Source organism: Actinomyces timonensis, from assembly GCF_040702965.1.
GTDB lineage: Bacteria > Actinomycetota > Actinomycetes > Actinomycetales > Actinomycetaceae > Actinomyces > Actinomyces timonensis_A.
In genome coordinates this window covers 1763035-1779852 of sequence record NZ_CP159989.1, presented here as the reverse complement: position 1 = coordinate 1779852, position 16818 = coordinate 1763035, and the positions used below count along the sequence as shown (strand labels likewise).

The window sequence follows — 16818 nt, the reverse complement described above, 5'->3', positions numbered from 1 at the left end:
CATGATGACCCCCGCACCGCTCACCGCACCGACAGCCCTGCCCGCGGCTACCCTCGCCGAGCAGCTCGGTCAGGTCGATGACTTCCTCTACACCTATGTGCTCGCCGCTCTGCTCATCGCCGTCGGCCTGTACCTGACGATCCGCACGCGCGCCGTTCAGGCCCAGCGCTTCGGGACCATGGCGCGGGCGCTGACCCGATCGCGCGGCGGCGCCGAGGGCGGCATCTCCTCCTTCCAGGCCTTCGCCGTGGGGCTGGCGGCGCGCGTGGGCATCGGCAATATCGCGGGCGTCGCGATCGCCGTCCTCATGGGCGGCCCGGGCGCGCTGCTGTGGATGTGGGTCGTCGCGCTCATCGGCATGGCCACCGCCTTCATCGAGTCGACCCTCGCGCAGCTCTTCAAGGAGCGCGGCCGCGACTTCACCTTCCGCGGCGGTCCCGCCTACTACATCAAGAACGGCCTGGGCTCGCGCGCCTGGGGCGCCGTCTTCGCGGTCCTGTGCATCATCTCAGTGGGCGTCACCGTGGTCATGGTGCAGACCAACTCCCTGGCCGGGGTCATCAACGCCACCGTCCCGTCCGTGGAGCCCTGGATGGTCGGCGTCTTCCTCATCATGCTCACCGGGCCCATCGTCCTGGGCGGCCTGAAGTCGGTGGCCCGGATCACCGAGTGGATGGCGCCCGTCATGGCGCTCGTCTACGTGGCCATGACCGTCATCGTCCTGGCCCTCAACATCACCGAGATCCCCGGCGTCATGCGCTCGATCCTCTGGGGCGCCCTCGGGGCCGACCAGGCCCTGTACGGCGTCGCCGGCGGGATCGTGGCGGCGATCCTCAACGGCGTGCGCCGAGGCCTGTTCTCCAACGAGGCCGGCCTGGGGACCGTGCCCAACGCCGCGGGCACCGCCACCACCACCCACCCGGTCCACCAGGGCCTCGTCCAGTCCTTCGGGGTCTTCATCGACACGATCCTCGTGTGCACCGCCACCGGCCTGCTCATCCTGCTCGCCACCGGCACCTACGCGCCCGGGACCTACACGGCGGACAACGCCAGGGCCATCGGGGCCGTCCTCACCCAGCAGGCCGTCGCCGAGCACCTGGGGCCCTGGACGACCTGGCCGATGGTGGTCCTCATCTTCGTCCTCGTCTTCTCCACCGTCCTGGGCTGTTACTCCTACTCGCAGGTCAACGTCAACTACCTGGGCGGACAGCGCCGCGCCGAGCAGGTCTTCGGCCTGACCCTGACCGCCGCGGCCTTCGCCGGCACCATCATCGACCTGCCCGTGGTGTGGGCCCTGGCCGACATCGCCCTCGGGCTGCTCGGCCTGCTCAACCTCGTGGTCATCGTCCGCCTCGCCCCCTGGGCCCTGGGGGCGCTGAGGGACTTCGACGCCCAGTCGCGCGCCGGCCGCATCCCGGTGTTCATCGGGCGCGCCAACCCCCACCTGCCCGGTGACCTGCCCGGAGGCGTCTGGGACGGGACGACGGCGGCGCCCGGCGGCCCCGCCGCCGGAGAGCCTGATGAGATCCCCGCGCGCGCCGCTGAGCCCGCCGAGCAGCGCTGAGAGGAGCCACCATGCCAGCGCTGAGCGACATCCTCACCCAGGTCTCGGACTTCCTCTACTCCACCTTCCTCGTCTGGCTCCTCATCGGGGCCGGGTGCTACTTCACGATCCGCACCCGCGGCGTGCAGCTGCGCCACTCCATCGCCATCGCCCTCTCGATGGTCGGCTCCCGGGCGAGCGGGGGGCGCTCGCTGTCGTCCTTCCAGGCCTTCGCCGTCGGGCTGGCCTGCCGCGTGGGCACCGGCAATATCGTCGGCGTCGCGCTGGCGCTCGTCCTGGGAGGCCCCGGCGCCATTCTCTGGATGTGGGTGGTGGCCCTGCTCGGCACGGCCACCGCGTTCACGGAGTCAACGCTGGCGCAGGTCCTCAAGGTCCGCCACCGCGATGGCGGCTTCAGGGGAGGACCGCCCTACTACATCGCCAAGGGCCTGCGCCTGCCGTGGCTCGGCGCGCTCTTCGCGGTCTTCTTCCTGGCAGCCAACGGGCTGTCGATGCCCATGGTCCAGTCCAACGCGGTGGCTGGCGCCCTGGGAGCCGCCGGTGCCATCCCCGCATGGGGCAGCGCTCTCATCGTCGTGGCCCTCACCACGCCTGTGCTGCTCGGAGGGCTCAAGGCCATCGGGCGCGTCGCGGAGGTCCTCGCCCCGCTCATGGCCGCCGCCTACCTGCTGGCCGTCCTGGGCATCGTGGTGACCCATCCGGCGGCCTCCTGGCAGGCGCTCACCTCCATCATCGAGGGCGCCTTCGGCCTGCGCGCCGGGCTCGCGGGGCTGGCCGGCGGGGTTGTCCAGGCGATCCTCAACGGCGTGCGCCGCGGCCTGTTCTCCAACGAGGCGGGACTGGGCGGGGCGGCCTGCGCCTCCGGCTCCGCCGCCGTGCGCCACCCCGTCCAGCAAGGGCTCATCCAGGCCCTCGGGGTCGTCATCGACACGATCCTCGTGTGCACCGCCACCGCCCTGGCGATCCTCATCGCCGGCGAGGCCGTCTACGCGCCCGGCGTCACCGGCGAGAACGCCGTCGGCTCACTGACCCAGGACGCCATCGCGCTCCTGGTGGGGGAGTGGACGCGCTGGCCCATGGCGATCCTCATCGTCGTCCTGGCCTACACGACGATCATCGGGGCCTTCTCCTACGCCCAGGTCTGCCTCGACTACCTCACTGAGAGCCGCTGGGCGTCCAAGGCCCTGCAGTGCGCCGCCGTCGCCTGCGCCGCGCTCGGGTCCTTCCAGAGGCTCACCACGGTGTGGACGCTGGCCGACATCCTCCTGAGCGTGGGAGCCGTCATCAACCTCGTGGCGCTCGTCGCGCTCATCGGCTGGGTGCTCGGCGCCCTGCGTGACTGGGAGGCCCAGCGCCGTCAGGGCGTCGAGCCCGTGTTCATCGGTCATGGCAATCCGCTCCTGCCCGGGGACACCAACGACGGCGTCTGGGAGGTCGCCCCTTCGACCCGGGCATGACACAGGCGGGTAACACGCTGGGCCTAGTCTCCCCGGGACTGCCCCCCGGCCTCTGGAGGTACTCTCTTGTTCCACCCCGCCCCCGCGCTCCCGGCGGTGCTGCCCACGGGCGCGCTCGATGACGCCACCAAGACCCTCGGAGACATCTCCGACCAGTTCTACGCCGGCTTCCTCGCCTGGGCGCTGATCGCCGTCGGCCTCTACTTCACGATCCGCAGCCGCGCGGTGCAGTTCAGGCTGTTCCCCGAGATGACCCGCACGGTCTTCGGATCGAGGGGCAACGCCGAGGGCGGGATCTCCTCCTTCCAGGCCTTCACCATCGGCCTGGCCAGCCGCGTGGGCACTGGCAACATCGTCGGCGTCGCCATCGCCATCACGCTGGGCGGGCCCGGAGCGATCTTCTGGATGTGGGTGGTGGCGCTGGTCGGCATGGCCACCGGCTTCATCGAGTCCACCCTCGCCCAGATGTTCAAGGTCCCCGCCGCCGACGGCACCTTCCGCGGCGGGCCCGCCTACTACATCACCCGCGGCCTGGGCTCGCGCGCCTGGGGCGGCGTCTTCGCCGTCGTCATCACCTTCGTCTTCGGCTTCGCCTACGAGGCCACCCAGGCCAACACGATCGCCGGAGCGGTCAACAGCGTCCTGGAGAGTCACGGGCAGAAGGTGGAGCCCTGGGTCATCGGCGCGGTGCTCGTGGCCCTGACGGCCCCCATCGTCTTCAGGGGCATCAAGCGCGTGGCCCGTGTGGCCGAGTGGATGGCGCCGATCATGGCGCTCATCTACGCGCTGCTGGCCATCATCATCCTCGTCCTGCACGTCGACGCCATCCCCGGCGCCTTCAAAGCGATCTTCGAGGGCGCCTTCGGCCTCAACGCCACTTTCGCCGGCATCAGTGGTGGGTTCTACGCCGCGGCCATCAACGGCATCAAGCGCGGCCTGTTCTCCAATGAGGCCGGTGAGGGCTCCGTGCCGAACGCCGCGGCGACGGCCACCACCTCTCACCCCGTCAACCAGGGCTTCATCCAGTCCATGGGCGTGTTCGTCGACACCATCATCGTGTGCACCGCCACCGCGCTCATCGTCATGCTCTCCGGCCTCTACGACTCCGCCGCCAACCTGGCCGGCCCTGAGGCCACCGCGGCCGCCGACGCCGCGAAGAAGTCCCTGACCTCCGACTCCGTCGCCTACGTCCTGGGTGACTGGAGCCAGTACCTCATGGTCCTCATCATCTTCGTCTTCGCCTACTCCTCCCTGCTGGGCAACTACACCTACGCGGAGATCAACGTCGACTTCCTGCGCGGCTCGCGCTCCAACCACGCCTGGCTGCGCCTCATGATCCTCGTGGCCACGTTCGTCGGGGCCGTCGCCTCCCTGGACTTCGTGTGGAACCTCTCCGACATCGCCATGGGTGCGATGGCCGTCATCAACATCGTCGCCATCACCATGCTCGGCAAGTGGGCCTTCGGGGCCCTGCGCGATTGGGAGGCCCAGAACCGGGAGCTGCGGGAGGGCAAGCGCGATGAGATCCGCTTCGTCGGCAAGGGCAACCCTTACCTGCCGGGTGACCTGCCCGGGGATGTCTGGGCGCCCAGAGGGGCGGTTGCCGCTGCCGCCGAGGCGCCGGTCGCCCAGGCCTGAGCGCCCCGGACGGGCTCGGGGCCGGGGGAGCGGAGCGGGGCGCCGCGGTCGCTATCCCGGCACCGGTAGGCTGGCCCCATGAAGATCGCGCGATTCTCCACCGGCGATGAGCCCCGCTACGGCATCGTCCAGGGCCTGGATGAGGCCGACGCCGTCCCCACGGGAGAGTCCGAGGGGCACCTGCTCGTCCTCAAGGGCGACCCCCTCTTCTCCGTGCCAGAGGCCACCGGGGAGGTCGTTGACCTGGGTGAGGCCCGGCTTCTCGCCCCGGTCATCCCCCGCTCCAAGGTGGTGGCCATCGGCAAGAACTACGCCGCCCATGCCGCCGAGATGGTCGGCGGCATGGATGGCGCCGTGCCGCAGGCCCCGATCATCTTCCTCAAGCCGAACACGGCCGTCATCGGCCCTGACGCCCCGATCGTCCTGCCGTCATGGAGCGAGGAGGTCCACTACGAGGCCGAGCTCGCCGTCGTCATCAAGCGCATCGCCAAGGACCTCGCCCCGCGGGACGCCCACCGGGTGATCATGGGGTACGCGGTGGCCAACGACGTCTCCGCCCGGGATCGCCAGCGCGCCGAGCCCCAGTGGGCGCGAGCCAAGGCCTTTGACACATCCTGCCCCCTGGGGCCCTGGATCGAGATCCCCGAGCCCGGTGACGAGCGCGCCTTCAACCCCGCGCGCGCCACCGTGCGCGCCCGGCTCGACGGCGAGACGGTCCAGGAGGGCAGCACCCAGGACATGGTCATGGGCATCGCGGAGCTCGTCGCCTACGCCTCGACGATCTTCACGCTCCTGCCCGGCGACGTCATCCTCACCGGGACGCCCGCGGGCGTCGGCGAGATCCGCGCCGGGCAGCGCGTGAGCGTCGAGGTCGAGGGCATCGGCGGCTTCTCCAACCCCGTCGTGCGCCGCTGAGGCGCCGCGGGCCGCCGCGCCGCCGGGCGCGCTGAAGGCCCGGATCCGGCGCGGCGGGATCGCGCGGGCGTCAGGCCAGGGCGGCGGTGATGCGGTCGGCGATCTCGTCCGCGATCCCGCGCCCCGTGGCCAGGTTGAGGCGGCAGAACGTGGCGTAGTCCGAGCCGAAGGTCACGCCCTCGTTCATCGACACCCCCGCCTCGCGCTCCAGGAACGCGGCGGGGGCGCCGTTGATCCGGCCATCGGCCAGTGCGGCCGAGAGGTCCAACCAGGTCAGGTAGGTGGCCTCCGGCATGGTGACCGATACGCCGTCGATCCCGTTCAGGCGGCCCGTGATGGCCTCCAGCGTGCCGCGCAGGTACTCGCGCACCGCCTCGTTCCAGCCCCGTCCCTCGGTGAGGGCCGCCGTCGAGGCGATCGCGCCGAGGACCGAGGCGCCCCCGGGAAGGGAGGAGCACAGCGGATCGGCGTTGAAGCGGGCGCGCGCCTCGCCGGAGGCGATGAGCTGGGCGCAGTGCAGGCCCGGCATGTTCCATCCCTTCGAGGCTGACGTCGCCGTGAACGTGAGGGCGGGGTCGGCGCCCGGGCGGGAGGCGTAGCAGATGTGCCGGGCGCCCCCGGGCAGGATGAGGGAGGAGTGGATCTCATCGGCGAACACGATGACGCCGTGCTTGGCCGACAGTGCCGCGACGGCGTCGAGCTCGGCGGCGCTGAGCACGCGGCCCACCGGGTTCCACGGGTTGCACAGCATGAGCAGGCCGGCGCCCGCGGCCATGGCGGTCTCGATGGCCTCCAGGTCCAGTGACCAGGCGGGGGCCGAGGCGCAGTCACCGCGCAGGGCCGGGACCTCGATCACCTCCCGGTCCAGCGCTCCCGGGATCGTCAGGAAGGGCATGTAGGCCGGGGTGGGCACGATCACCGGCGAGCCCGGGCGGGTCAGCCGGCTGATGACCGCCCGCAAGGAGGACAGCACGTCAGGCACCGGGCTCACGTCCTCCTCCGGGATGCCCCAGCCGAAGGAGTCGCGGTGGAAGTCGATGACCGCGGCGCGGCAGGCCTGCCAGACCGGCGTGGGCATGTAGCCGAAGAGGGCGCCGTCGACGGCGCGGCGCAGCGCCGCCGTCACTGCCGGGGCCGTGCCCAGGTCCATTTCCGCCACCCAGGCCGAGATCGCCGCGTTGGGCCGCTCCGCCCACTTCGCCGAGCCCCCGGCGCGCACCTGCTCGGGGGTCAGGGCGTCGAAGGCGGCGAAGAACTCCGAGGAGGACCGGGTGGGGGCGGGCCGAGAGGAGGACTGAGTCATGGAGTGAATCATACGAGGCCGCGCGCCTGTTCCCGTTGCCGTCCGCCCCGCGTGCCCGCTGGTGGATGGGGCGTCGGTGGGCGCCGAGGGCGCCCCTGGCGCTGCCGTCCCCGAAGGCTGGGTGATCGGCGCCCGATCCTTGCGGGCAGCAGGGCGGGCGCCCGCGGCCGGGCTACGCTATGCCCATTATGACTGACACCGCCACGCCCGCTCCCATCCGCGTCCGCTTCTGCCCGTCGCCCACGGGCACGCCCCACGTCGGCATGGTCCGCACCTGCCTGTTCAACTGGGCCCACGCCCGCCGCACCGGGGGCGCCTTCGTCTTCCGCATCGAGGACACCGACGCGGCGCGCGACTCGGAGGAGTCCTTCAACGCCATCCTCGACTCGCTGACCTGGTTGGGCCTGGACTGGGACGAGGGAGTCGGCAAGGGCGGTCCCCACGAGCCCTACCGCCAGTCCCAGCGCATGGGCCTCTACCGGGAGGTGGCCGCCGAGCTCCTCGAGGCGGGCTACCTCTACGAGTCCTACTCCACGCCGGAGGAGATCGAGGCCCGTCACCGCGCCGCCGGGCGCGACCCCAAGCTCGGCTACGACGGCTTCGACCGGGACCTGACCGAGGAGGCCAGGGCCGCCTTCCGCGCCGAGGGCCGCAAGCCCGTGCTGCGCATGCGCATGCCCGATGAGGACATCACCTTCACCGACCTCGTGCGCGGCCCCATCACCTTCAAGGCCGGGTCCGTGCCCGACTACGTCGTCGTGCGCGCCGGCGGGGACCCGCTCTACACGCTCGTCAACCCCGTTGACGACGCCGCCATGGGCATCACCCACGTCCTGCGCGGAGAGGACCTGCTGTCCTCCACGCCCCGCCAGATCGTCCTGTACCGCGCCCTCATCGCGATCGGCCGCGCGCGGTCCGTGCCCGAGTTCGGCCACCTGCCCTACGTCATGGGGGAGGGCAACAAGAAGCTGTCCAAGCGGGACCCCGAGTCCAACCTCCTCATCCACCGCTACCGGGGCATGATCCCCGAGGGCCTGCTCAACTACCTGGCGCTGCTGGGCTGGTCGCTGAGCAAGGACGAGGACGTCTTCACCCCCGCCCAGCTCGTCGAGCACTTCGACATCCACGACGTCAACCCCAACCCCGCGCGCTTCGACCCCAGGAAGTGCGAGGCGATCAACGCCGAGCACGTGCGGCGCCTGGAGCCGGCCGATTTCCGCGACCGCCTCGTGCCGTACCTGCGCGACATTCACCCGGATCCCTCCGACCCGGCCTGGCAGGCCCGCCCCCTCGTGTCTGCCCCCTCCTTCGCCGAGCTGGGTGAGCGCGAGCGGGAGATCCTCACCGCCGCCGCCCCCCTCATCCAGACCCGCATCCAGCTGCTGCGGGAGAGCCGCGACATGCTCGGCTTCCTCCTCGTGGGCGACGACGCGCTCACCGTCGACGACAAGGCCGTGGCCAAGCTCAAGGACTCCGCTCCAGCGGTGCTCGACGCCGCCATCACCGCCCTGGACGCCCTCGGACCCGAGGAGTGGACGACGCCGCGCCTCGAGGAGGTCCTGCGCGCGGCCATCGTCGACGGGCTCGGCATCAAGCCCCGCCTCGCCTTCGGGCCGTTGCGGGTGGCCGTCACGGGCCGCCAGGTCTCCCCGCCGCTGTTCGAGTCCATGGAGATCCTCGGCGCGGCCTCCTCCCTGGCCCGCCTGCGCGCCCTCAGGCGGCGCCTCGCCTGAGACGCGGACCGCTCGCGAACGGCCGTGCCGCGCGTCGAGCCGGGGCTCCCGGGCGCGGCGCGTGGCACGGCCGTTCGCGCCCGCTCAGCCGCCGCGGCTCCTCACAAGTCGGGGGAGGCCATCCCCTCGATGCGGATGCCCCCCAGGATCGTGTGCCACTGATCGACGGAGATCTCGTGCCCGCTCTCGCAGCCGATCCACGCATCGAAGCGCAGCCCCGCCCCGCCCACGACCCGTGAGAAGCGGTAGCCGGTGAGGTCGCGCTGGCCCCAGCGCTGCGAGTCGGTGATGCCCGTCCAACGCGCAGAGTACCCACCCATGATGCCGCCGTCGTCCCTGACCAGGCCGACCTTCTCCGGCTTGTCGGTGTTGAAGTCGTGGACGATGGGATCGGCCTGGCTCGCCCGGTTGTAGCTGTAGGTGTCGTCGTCGAACTTCTGCTGGTGGTAGACGGGGCTGATATCCCTGTTCACGTAGCCCAGGCAGTAGCCGTCGTAGGTGCGGTAGCCCTCGAGGTTGCCCTGGTCCGTGACGCTGTCCTGCAGGGTGATGCTGTCGTCCTGGTACCACACGGAGTAGTCGTCGTTGTAGAACTTCAGCGCCGGTGGCGTCCACCCCGCGTCGGGGTTGGGGGCCTGGTTGAGCGTGGGGACGGCGCCAGGCGTGTTCCGGGCATGGACCGGGGGAGGGCCAGGGGCGTCGAGCGTCGGCAGTGTGACGGGGCTTGACGACGTCGTCGGCTCCTGGGAGGGCCCGGCCTGGGAGGCGCTCTCACCACCGGAGCATGAGGCGAGGCACGATGACAGGCTCAGGGACGCCGTGATGACGATGGCCCGGGCCGTGCGGCGCCCGCCGCTCGCGCCGCGGATGAGGGTCATGTGATGGATCATTCGATACCTCCGGGACCGGGAGGGGGTCCTCTCGATTCTAGGGACTCCCGGGCGCGCGGGGCGCCGCCCGCCATGGTGAGGGCTGCCCGGCGGCGGGCCAGTCGCCCCGAGGGCCCCGAGGGCCCTGTGGTGGCGTTCACGTGCCAACGATTCGACAGCGAGGAGGAGCCCGTGTAGATTTCTTCCCGCTGCCCCGATCGGCTCGCCGGTCAGGGGTCACCTGCTTTGGGGTATGGTGTAATTGGCAACACAGGTGATTCTGGTTCATCCATTCTAGGTTCGAGTCCTGGTACCCCAGCGGAGAGCGCGAGCTCGCCACACAGTTGAAGAACTGCGCCCCGTTCGTCTAGCGGCCCAGGACACCGCCCTCTCACGGCGGCAGCACCGGTTCAAATCCGGTACGGGGTACTCACGCGGCCATCAGGCCGCCTGTCCACGCGCCCCGTTCGTCTAGCGGCCCAGGACACCGCCCTCTCACGGCGGCAGCACCGGTTCAAATCCGGTACGGGGTACTCACAGGTGAGTTATGAGGCTCGGTCGCCGCAGGCGATCGGGCCTTCGTCGTCAAGCCCTGAGCAGCTCGCCAGCGCTGACGACGCGCAGGCCGCGGGACTGGATTCGCTCCACGGACCGGCCCATCTCCTCCAGGAGCCCGGCGTACGGCTGACTCCGACCGTCGTGGCACAGGATGATCGCTCCGTCCTGCGCGGCATCCCCCACCTCCTTGGCCGCAGCGGCGCCTGGTGTGTGCAGGCTCCAGAGGACCAGGTCCAGGCCCCGGTCCGCGGCGGCGGCCAGGGCGACGGCGTCCACTCGCCCGTACGGGGGCCTCCAGAGCGACGGCTTGGGCGCCCCAGCGGAGGTGATCGCCTCGATCGTCCGGTCGATGTCCTGGCCGAGCTCATCCGGCGAGGCGCCGTAGACGTCCGTGTGGACCCAGTTGTGGATGGCGACCTCATGGCCCTCGGCGGTCTCGCGGGCGATGAGATCGGGGTGGGCCCTGGCAGCCTCGCCCAGCACGAAGAAGGTCGCCTTGGCCCCCAGGCGGGAGAGCATGTCGAGGACCACCGGGGTCCAGCGGGGGTCGGGGCCATCGTCGAAGGTGAGGGCCACCGACCCCGTTCCCGGCGCCGCCCGGAAGGTCGTGGACGCCGCGCGGCGGCCTGAACCATCCTCCGGCAGCGCGGCGACGCGGAAGGTGGGGGAGCGGCGCCCGTCGTGCCAGTGGGCGCCCGCTGCCCCGGCCGCGGCGCCGATCGTGCCCGCCGCGAGCACGCCGGCCACTCTCAGGGCCCCGCGGCGCGATGAGCGCGCGAGGCCGGCGTCGTGATCCGCCACGGCCGCCTCCGTGGTCAGACTCGCCCCGGCGCCTCCCAGCGCTCGGTCAGCGGAGTCCAGGGAGGGGCCGGGGCGCGGGGTCATGGGCCGAGGGTACGCCGCCCGCGCGGCGGTCGAGCCCCGCGCTCACCGCCCGCCGCCGCGCCGCGGACCCGCAGCCCCTCCCAGAGGGCCCCATCGCCGTCAGGGCGGTTGCTCTAGAATGCCGCCGTGACGAACTTCCCCTCTCTTGGCGCCCCAGGTCCGATCCCCGAAGGTGCGATGAGGATCGTGCCGCTGGGCGGCCTCGGCGAGATCGGGCGCAACATGACCGTCTACGAGGTGGACGGCAAGCTCCTCATCGTCGACTGCGGCGTGCTCTTCCCCGAGGACGACCAGCCCGGCGTCGACCTCATCCTGCCCGACTTCTCCTATATCGAGGACCGCCTCGACGACGTCGTCGCCCTCGTCCTGACCCACGGCCACGAGGACCACATCGGCGGCGTGCCCTACCTGCTGCGCCTGCGCGACGACATCCCGCTGGTGGGCTCCGAGCTCACCCTGGCCTTCATCGACGCCAAGCTCAAGGAGCACCGCATCCGCCCCGTCCTGCGGGAGGTCCGCGAGCACGAGCGCGTCGCCTACGGCCCCTTCGAGCTGGAGTTCGTGGCCGTCAACCACTCCATCCCCGACGCCATGGCCGTCATGATCCGCACCGGGGCGGGCAGCGCGCTGTGCACCGGCGACTTCAAGATCGACTCCCTGCCCATCGACGGGCGCATCACCGACCTGCGCGCCTTCGCCCGCTTCGCCGACGAGGGCGTGGACCTGTTCTGCGTGGACTCCACCAATGCCGAGGTCCCCGGCATGGTCGCGCACGAGAACCAGATCGGCCCCGTGCTCGACTCCGTCTTCGGGGAGTCCGACGGGCAGATCATCGTCGCCTCCTTCTCCAGCCACGTCCACCGCGTCCAGCAGGTGCTCGACGCCGCGGCCCTTCATGGGCGCCGCGTGGCCCTCATCGGGCGCTCCATGGTGCGCAACATGGGCATCGCCGCCGAGCGCGGCTTCCTCAAGGTGCCCGAGGGCGTCCTCATCGACGCCCGGGACGTCACCAGCCTGCCGGCTGACGAACGGGTCCTCATGGTCACCGGATCCCAGGGCGAGCCCATGGCGGCCCTGAGCCGCATGGCCCACGGGGAGCACCGCTCTGTCACCGTGGAGCCGGGGGACACCGTCATCCTGGCCTCCTCCCTCATCCCCGGCAATGAGAACTCCGTCTACCGGGTCATCAACCAGCTCATGCGCCTCGGCGCCCGTGTCGTCCACCGCGACAACGCTCGCGTCCACGTCTCCGGGCACGCCTCCTCCGAGGAGCTCCTGCACGTCTACAACATCGTGGCGCCCCGCAACGTCATGCCCATCCACGGCGAGATCCGCCACCTCGTGGCCAACGGCGCCCTCGCCGTCAAGACCGGCGTGCCGCCCAAGAACGTCATGCTGTGCGAGGACGGTGTCGTCGTCGACCTCCTCGACGGCCAGGCCCGGATCGCCGGGCAGGTGCCCTGCGGCTACGTGTTCGTCGACGGCGCCTCCGTGGGCGAGATCGACGAGGCCGAGCTCAAGGACCGCCGCATCCTCGCCGAGGAGGGCTTCGTCTCCGTCTACGCCGTCGTGGAGACCTCCACCGGCACGATCCTGGCGGGCCCGGACATCCAGGCCCGCGGCATGGCCGAGGACGACTCCGTGTTCGACGAGGTCCTGTCCGATGTCACCGCTGCCCTCCAGCAGGGGCTCGACGGCGGCAGGGCCGACGCCCACTCCTTGCAGCAGGCGATGCGCCGCGCCCTGGGCCGGTGGGTGGCCCGGCGCCTGCGCCGCCGCCCCATGATCGTGCCCGTCGTCATCGAGGCCTGAGACCCATGACCCCCCGCCGGCCCGCCTGCTTCATCTCCACCGGCAGCGTCCTCATCGACCTGCCCCTCCAGGTGAATCGGATCCCCGCCCCCGGCGGGGCTGTTACCGCCAGCTCCACCGGGCCGGTCGTGGGAGGCGGCTACACGGTGGTCTCCGCCGTCGCCCGGCAGGGCAAGCCCGCGGCGCTCGCGGCCACGCTGGGCACCGGCCCCAACTCAGCGCTCGTGCGCGAGGCCATGATGCTCGACGGCGTCGAGCTCGTCGTCGAGGAGCTCGTGGGGGACATCGGCACCTGCATCACCCTCATCGAGCCCTCCGGGCGGCGCACCTTCATCACCAACGAGGGCATCGAGGCCGAGCCCCAGCTCGACGACCTGCGCCGGCTCGACCTCCTGCCCGGCGACTGGGTCCACGCCACCGGCTACGACATCGTCCATCCCCTGAGCCACCGGGTCCTGGCCGACTGGCTCGTCGACCTGCCCGAGGGGGTCGGCCTCGTCGTCGACCTAGGGCCCGTGGAGCCGGAGATCGGCGCCACCACGCTGGGCCGACTGCTCAGCCGCGCCACCCTGCTCACCGGCAACCACCTGGAGATCACCCAGCTGAGCGCCCGGCTCGGCAGTCCCGCGGCGCTGCGCGAGGCCTGCCCCGGCGCGCTCATCGTGCGCCGCACCGGCGTGCACGGCTGCGTGCTCTGGCCCGCCGGCGGCTCCCCCATCGAGGTGGCAGGCTTCTCCCGAGACGTCGTGGACACCACCGGGGCGGGGGACACCCACACCGGGGTGCTCGTGGCCAACCTCATGGACGGCCTCGACGAGGTCACCGCCGCCACGCGCGCCAACGCGGCCGCCGCCGAGGCCGTCTCCCGGCAGGGCCCGGCGCGCTGCCCGCTGCGCGAGGAGATCGACGCCCTCCTGAGCGGGGCCTGAGCCCCAGGCGGCGCCCCGATCCCGATCCCCCAGGGAGGTGTGGCGTACTCTTCGCCCGCCCGGCGGCGTGGCAGGCCCGGCGCGGAAGGCACTGCCGCTAGCGTGTTGACCACCATGGCCACCCGCTCCACCACGCGAAACGCTAAGTCCTCATCGAGCCCGAAGCCGCCCCTGCGCGGCTCGGGCCGCCGCCGTCGCACGCAGCAGGGCCAGGGCGGCACCGGCGAGACCGCCACCATGCCCGCCCAGGCGGCGCCCGGCTCCCAGCGCCCCGCGGCTTATGGCTACTCCCGCACAGCCTGGGCCTTCGGGCTCCTCGCCCTGGCCGCGGTCACAGGGCTGCGCGAGTGGTTCGGGGTGTCCGGCGCCGCCGGCGGCTTCCTGCACCACCTGGCCGCCGGGCCCGTCGGCGTGCTCAGCATCATCGTTCCGATCCTCCTGGCGGCCCTGGGTATCGCCTCTCTGCGCGTCCACCGCCTCACCAACGTCCACGCCCGCGTGAGCGTCGGCGGCCTGGGCGTCCTGGCGGGGCTCACCGGCATCATCCACGTCGCCTCCGGCCAGCCCGCTCTCAGCGCCGGCATCGCCGGCGCCGAGGGCGCCGGAGGCCTGCTCGGCTGGCTCTTCGGCGCGCCCCTGGCCGGGCTCTTCGGCGCTGTCGGCGCCGTCATCCTCCTGCTCCTGCTCATCGCCTTCTCAGCGCTCGTGGTCTCCGGCAGGACCATCGCCGAGCTGCGGGACATCGCCGCCGCCCGCAGGACCGAGGCCGGCGCCGACGCCCCAGCGGACGCCTGGCCCACCCGCGCCCTGGGCCGGGTCCGCCAGGCCCTGGGATCGCGGGCCCCCGTCGACGACGCGGACCTCACGGCCACGGCCTCCCTCGACTCCTACGACGGCGATGAGCCCTTCCGCTCCGCCATCGAGATGGAGGACTCGGCAGCCGAGGACGTCGCCGACGGCGGGAAGGCCCCCCGGGGCGCCTCGCGGAAGCGCGGCTCCGGCCTGCGCCCCCGGATCACCCCGGAGGAGGGCGCCGCCTCGTCCCGGCAGCGCCCGCGCGGGGAGGGCGCCGCCAGCGGCCCCAGCGGCGCAGGTGGAGTCGGCGTCCCCGTGGGCGCCGAGCCCGCCACTGAGGTCATCGCGGAGGCCCGCTCCCCTCTCGCCCCGCCCGCCCTCACCCCCCGGGGAAGGAGCGCGATGGCGCCGGGGGAGCGGCCCGTGCCGCCCGCGGACCCCGAGGCCGTCACCGACGAGACCCCCGCGATCGATCCGGACCTCGCCGACGAGATCGAGATGGCCGGCGGCGCTGCCATGGCCCTGCCCGATGGCACCACCTACTCGCTGCCCGACTCCTCCCTCCTGGAGGCCGGCGCCGGGCACGCCACCCACACCGAGGCCAACGACGCCGTCGTCGACGCCCTCCAGAACGTCTTCACCGAGTTCAACATCGACGCGACCGTCTCCGGCTACACCCGCGGCCCCCAGGTCACCCGTTACGAGGTCCACCGCGGCCGGGGCGTCAACGTCTCCAAGATCACCGGCCTGGAGAAGAACATCGCCTACGCGGTGGCCTCCGACGAGATCCGCCTCCTCACCCCCATCCCCGGCAAGTCCGCCATCGGCATCGAGATCCCCAACTCCGACCGCGAGATGGTCAAGCTCGGTGACGTCCTGCGCTCGGGGGCCGCCAAGAAGCAGGCGCACCCCCTCGTGGTGGGCCTGGGCAAGAACGTCGAGGGCGACTACGTCGTCACCAACCTCGCCAAGACCCCGCACATGCTCGTGGCCGGCCAGACCGGCTCCGGCAAGTCCTCCTTCGTCAACTCCATGATCACCTCGATCATGATGCGCGCCACCCCCGAGGAGGTCCGCATGGTGCTCGTGGACCCCAAGCGCGTGGAGCTGACCATCTACGAGGGCATCCCGCACCTCATCACCCCCATCATCACCTCGCCGAAGAAGGCCGCGGAGGCCCTGGAGTGGGTGGTGCGCGAGATGGACGCCCGCTACGACGACCTCGCCTCCTTCGGCTTCAAGCACATCGACGACTTCAACAAGGCGATCCGCGCCGGCGAGGTGCAGCCCCTGCCCGGCAGCCAGCGGGTGCTCAGCCCCTACCCCTACCTCCTCGTCGTCGTCGACGAGCTCGCCGACCTCATGATGACGGCCCCCAAGGACGTCGAGGCCTCCATCCAGCGCATCACCCAGCTGGCGCGCGCCGCCGGCATCCACCTCGTGCTGGCCACCCAGCGGCCCGTCGCCCAGGTCGTCACGGGCCTGATCAAGTCCAACGTGCCCTCGCGTCTGGCCTTCGCCACCGCCTCCCAGCTCGACTCGCGCGTCATCCTCGACCAGAACGGCGCGGAGACTCTCACCGGCCAGGGTGACGCCCTCTACCTGGGGCCCGGCGCCTCCACCCCCATCCGCGTGCAGGGGTCGTGGGTCACCGAGAGCGAGATCCGCGCCGTCGTCGAGCACGTCAAGGGCCAGCTCACCCCCGAGTACCGCGAGGACGTCGTCGTCCCCGAGGTCAAGAAGCAGATCGACGAGGAGATCGGCGACGACATGGACCTGCTCCTGCAGGCCGCCGAGCTCATCATCACCAGCCAGTTCGGCTCCACCTCCATGCTCCAGCGCAAGCTGCGCGTCGGCTTCGCCAAGGCCGGGCGCCTCATGGACCTGCTGGAGTCCCGCGAGGTCGTGGGCCCTTCCGAGGGCTCCAAGGCCCGCGACGTCCTGGTCCAGCCCGAGCAGCTTCAGGAGACCCTCGCCTGGATCAAGGGCGACGGGGAGGCCCCCCAGATCGAGGACCCGGGCGCCTCCGACGCCACCGCTGCCCGCGTGCCCTCCGGCCTCCAGCCCGGAACCCCGCGCGAGGCGGGCCTGCCGACCGACCGCTACGCCGTCGACCCCCTCGAGGCCGCGGGCGACGCCCCCGTGAGCGAGTCCTGGGACGACGAGTCGGCCTCGGAGGACTCCGAGGACGCCTGGAGCCTCACCGGCCGCGGCCAGTCCTGGTAGGCGCGGACGAGGACCCGCGATCCGGCCCGCGCCCTCGGCCCTGTTGCCGGACCGTCGGCGCGCCGCCCGAGGCCGGCGGATGGGCCGCTTGGGGAGACCGGGCTCATAGACTATGGATAAGTATCGATAGGTGA

11 protein-coding genes and 3 tRNA genes are annotated in these 16818 nt (G+C 71.9%); 11 read left to right on the top strand and 3 right to left on the bottom strand.

Translation table 11 applies throughout. The features are described from left to right. Window positions 1-4: 4 nt before the first annotated feature. From ABXS69_RS07750 to ABXS69_RS07735, 4 genes are all read left to right on the top strand, one after another. On the top strand, window positions 5-1564 hold the full coding sequence (locus ABXS69_RS07750) for an alanine/glycine:cation symporter family protein (RefSeq protein ID WP_366180134.1): 1560 nt from the start codon (window positions 5-7) through the stop codon (window positions 1562-1564). An 11-nt stretch (window positions 1565-1575) separates the two neighbouring features. Next, window positions 1576-3021, top strand: a complete 1446-nt coding sequence (locus tag ABXS69_RS07745) for an alanine/glycine:cation symporter family protein (RefSeq protein ID WP_366180133.1) — start codon at window positions 1576-1578, stop codon at window positions 3019-3021. Window positions 3022-3165: 144 nt separating this feature from the next. Further along, window positions 3166-4659, top strand: coding sequence for an alanine/glycine:cation symporter family protein (locus ABXS69_RS07740; RefSeq protein WP_366181569.1), 1494 nt, complete (start codon window positions 3166-3168; stop codon window positions 4657-4659). Window positions 4660-4737: 78 nt separating this feature from the next. After that, the gene (locus ABXS69_RS07735; RefSeq protein WP_366180132.1) at window positions 4738-5574 is read left to right on the top strand and encodes a fumarylacetoacetate hydrolase family protein; all 837 of its coding nucleotides are present in this window, start codon (window positions 4738-4740) and stop codon (window positions 5572-5574) included. A gap of 70 nt (window positions 5575-5644) precedes the next feature. Here the strand turns inward: ABXS69_RS07735 and ABXS69_RS07730 are convergent, their stop codons facing one another. Continuing rightward, window positions 5645-6877, bottom strand: a complete 1233-nt coding sequence (locus ABXS69_RS07730) for an aminotransferase class I/II-fold pyridoxal phosphate-dependent enzyme (protein WP_366180131.1) — start codon at window positions 6875-6877, stop codon at window positions 5645-5647. Window positions 6878-7065: 188 nt separating this feature from the next. On the opposite strand from ABXS69_RS07730, the gene gltX reads away from it, so the two are divergent. Continuing rightward, window positions 7066-8610 (top strand): glutamate--tRNA ligase, encoded by a 1545-nt coding sequence (gltX, locus tag ABXS69_RS07725; RefSeq protein WP_366180130.1) that lies wholly within the window; start codon window positions 7066-7068, stop codon window positions 8608-8610. Between the two features lie 101 nt (window positions 8611-8711). On the opposite strand, the gene ABXS69_RS07720 is transcribed toward gltX, so the two are convergent. Continuing rightward, a complete protein-coding gene (locus tag ABXS69_RS07720) occupies window positions 8712-9488 on the bottom strand; it encodes a hypothetical protein (RefSeq protein ID WP_366180129.1) in 777 nt (258 codons plus the stop codon). A 238-nt stretch (window positions 9489-9726) separates the two neighbouring features. On the opposite strand from ABXS69_RS07720, the gene ABXS69_RS07715 reads away from it, so the two are divergent. From ABXS69_RS07715 to ABXS69_RS07705, 3 genes are all read left to right on the top strand, one after another. Beyond that, window positions 9727-9798 (top strand) — tRNA-Gln (locus ABXS69_RS07715). A gap of 37 nt (window positions 9799-9835) precedes the next feature. Further along, window positions 9836-9908 (top strand) — tRNA-Glu (locus tag ABXS69_RS07710). Window positions 9909-9939: 31 nt separating this feature from the next. Then, window positions 9940-10012 (top strand) — tRNA-Glu (locus tag ABXS69_RS07705). A gap of 52 nt (window positions 10013-10064) precedes the next feature. Here ABXS69_RS07705 and ABXS69_RS07700 read toward each other — a convergent pair. Then, window positions 10065-10922, bottom strand: a complete 858-nt coding sequence (locus ABXS69_RS07700) for a polysaccharide deacetylase family protein (RefSeq protein ID WP_366180128.1) — start codon at window positions 10920-10922, stop codon at window positions 10065-10067. Between the two features lie 177 nt (window positions 10923-11099). On the opposite strand from ABXS69_RS07700, the gene ABXS69_RS07695 reads away from it, so the two are divergent. From ABXS69_RS07695 to ABXS69_RS07685, 3 genes are all read left to right on the top strand, one after another. Next, on the top strand, window positions 11100-12734 hold the full coding sequence (locus tag ABXS69_RS07695; protein WP_366181568.1) for a ribonuclease J: 1635 nt from the start codon (window positions 11100-11102) through the stop codon (window positions 12732-12734). A 5-nt stretch (window positions 12735-12739) separates the two neighbouring features. Beyond that, a complete protein-coding gene (locus ABXS69_RS07690) occupies window positions 12740-13663 on the top strand; it encodes a PfkB family carbohydrate kinase (RefSeq protein WP_366180127.1) in 924 nt (307 codons plus the stop codon). 114 nt (window positions 13664-13777) lie between these two features. Further along, window positions 13778-16684: a DNA translocase FtsK gene (locus ABXS69_RS07685; RefSeq protein WP_366180126.1), complete on the top strand. Its 2907-nt coding sequence runs from the start codon at window positions 13778-13780 to the stop codon at window positions 16682-16684. The last annotated feature ends 134 nt before the right edge of the window (window positions 16685-16818 follow it).

Bases quoted from the DNA above. Each gene is read 5' to 3' on its own strand.
- ABXS69_RS07750 (WP_366180134.1), top strand. From the start codon at position 5: ATGACCCCCGCACCGCTCACCGCACCGACAGCCCTGCCCGCGGCTACC.
- ABXS69_RS07745 (WP_366180133.1), top strand. From the start codon at position 1,576: ATGCCAGCGCTGAGCGACATCCTCACCCAGGTCTCGGACTTCCTCTAC.
- ABXS69_RS07735 (WP_366180132.1), top strand. From the start codon at position 4,738: ATGAAGATCGCGCGATTCTCCACCGGCGATGAGCCCCGCTACGGCATC.
- ABXS69_RS07730 (WP_366180131.1), bottom strand. From the start codon at position 6,877: ATGACTCAGTCCTCCTCTCGGCCCGCCCCCACCCGGTCCTCCTCGGAG.
- gltX (WP_366180130.1), top strand. From the start codon at position 7,066: ATGACTGACACCGCCACGCCCGCTCCCATCCGCGTCCGCTTCTGCCCG.
- ABXS69_RS07720 (WP_366180129.1), bottom strand. From the start codon at position 9,488: ATGACCCTCATCCGCGGCGCGAGCGGCGGGCGCCGCACGGCCCGGGCC.
- ABXS69_RS07700 (WP_366180128.1), bottom strand. From the start codon at position 10,922: ATGACCCCGCGCCCCGGCCCCTCCCTGGACTCCGCTGACCGAGCGCTG.
- ABXS69_RS07695 (WP_366181568.1), top strand. From the start codon at position 11,100: ATGAGGATCGTGCCGCTGGGCGGCCTCGGCGAGATCGGGCGCAACATG.
- ABXS69_RS07690 (WP_366180127.1), top strand. From the start codon at position 12,740: ATGACCCCCCGCCGGCCCGCCTGCTTCATCTCCACCGGCAGCGTCCTC.
- ABXS69_RS07685 (WP_366180126.1), top strand. From the start codon at position 13,778: ATGGCCACCCGCTCCACCACGCGAAACGCTAAGTCCTCATCGAGCCCG.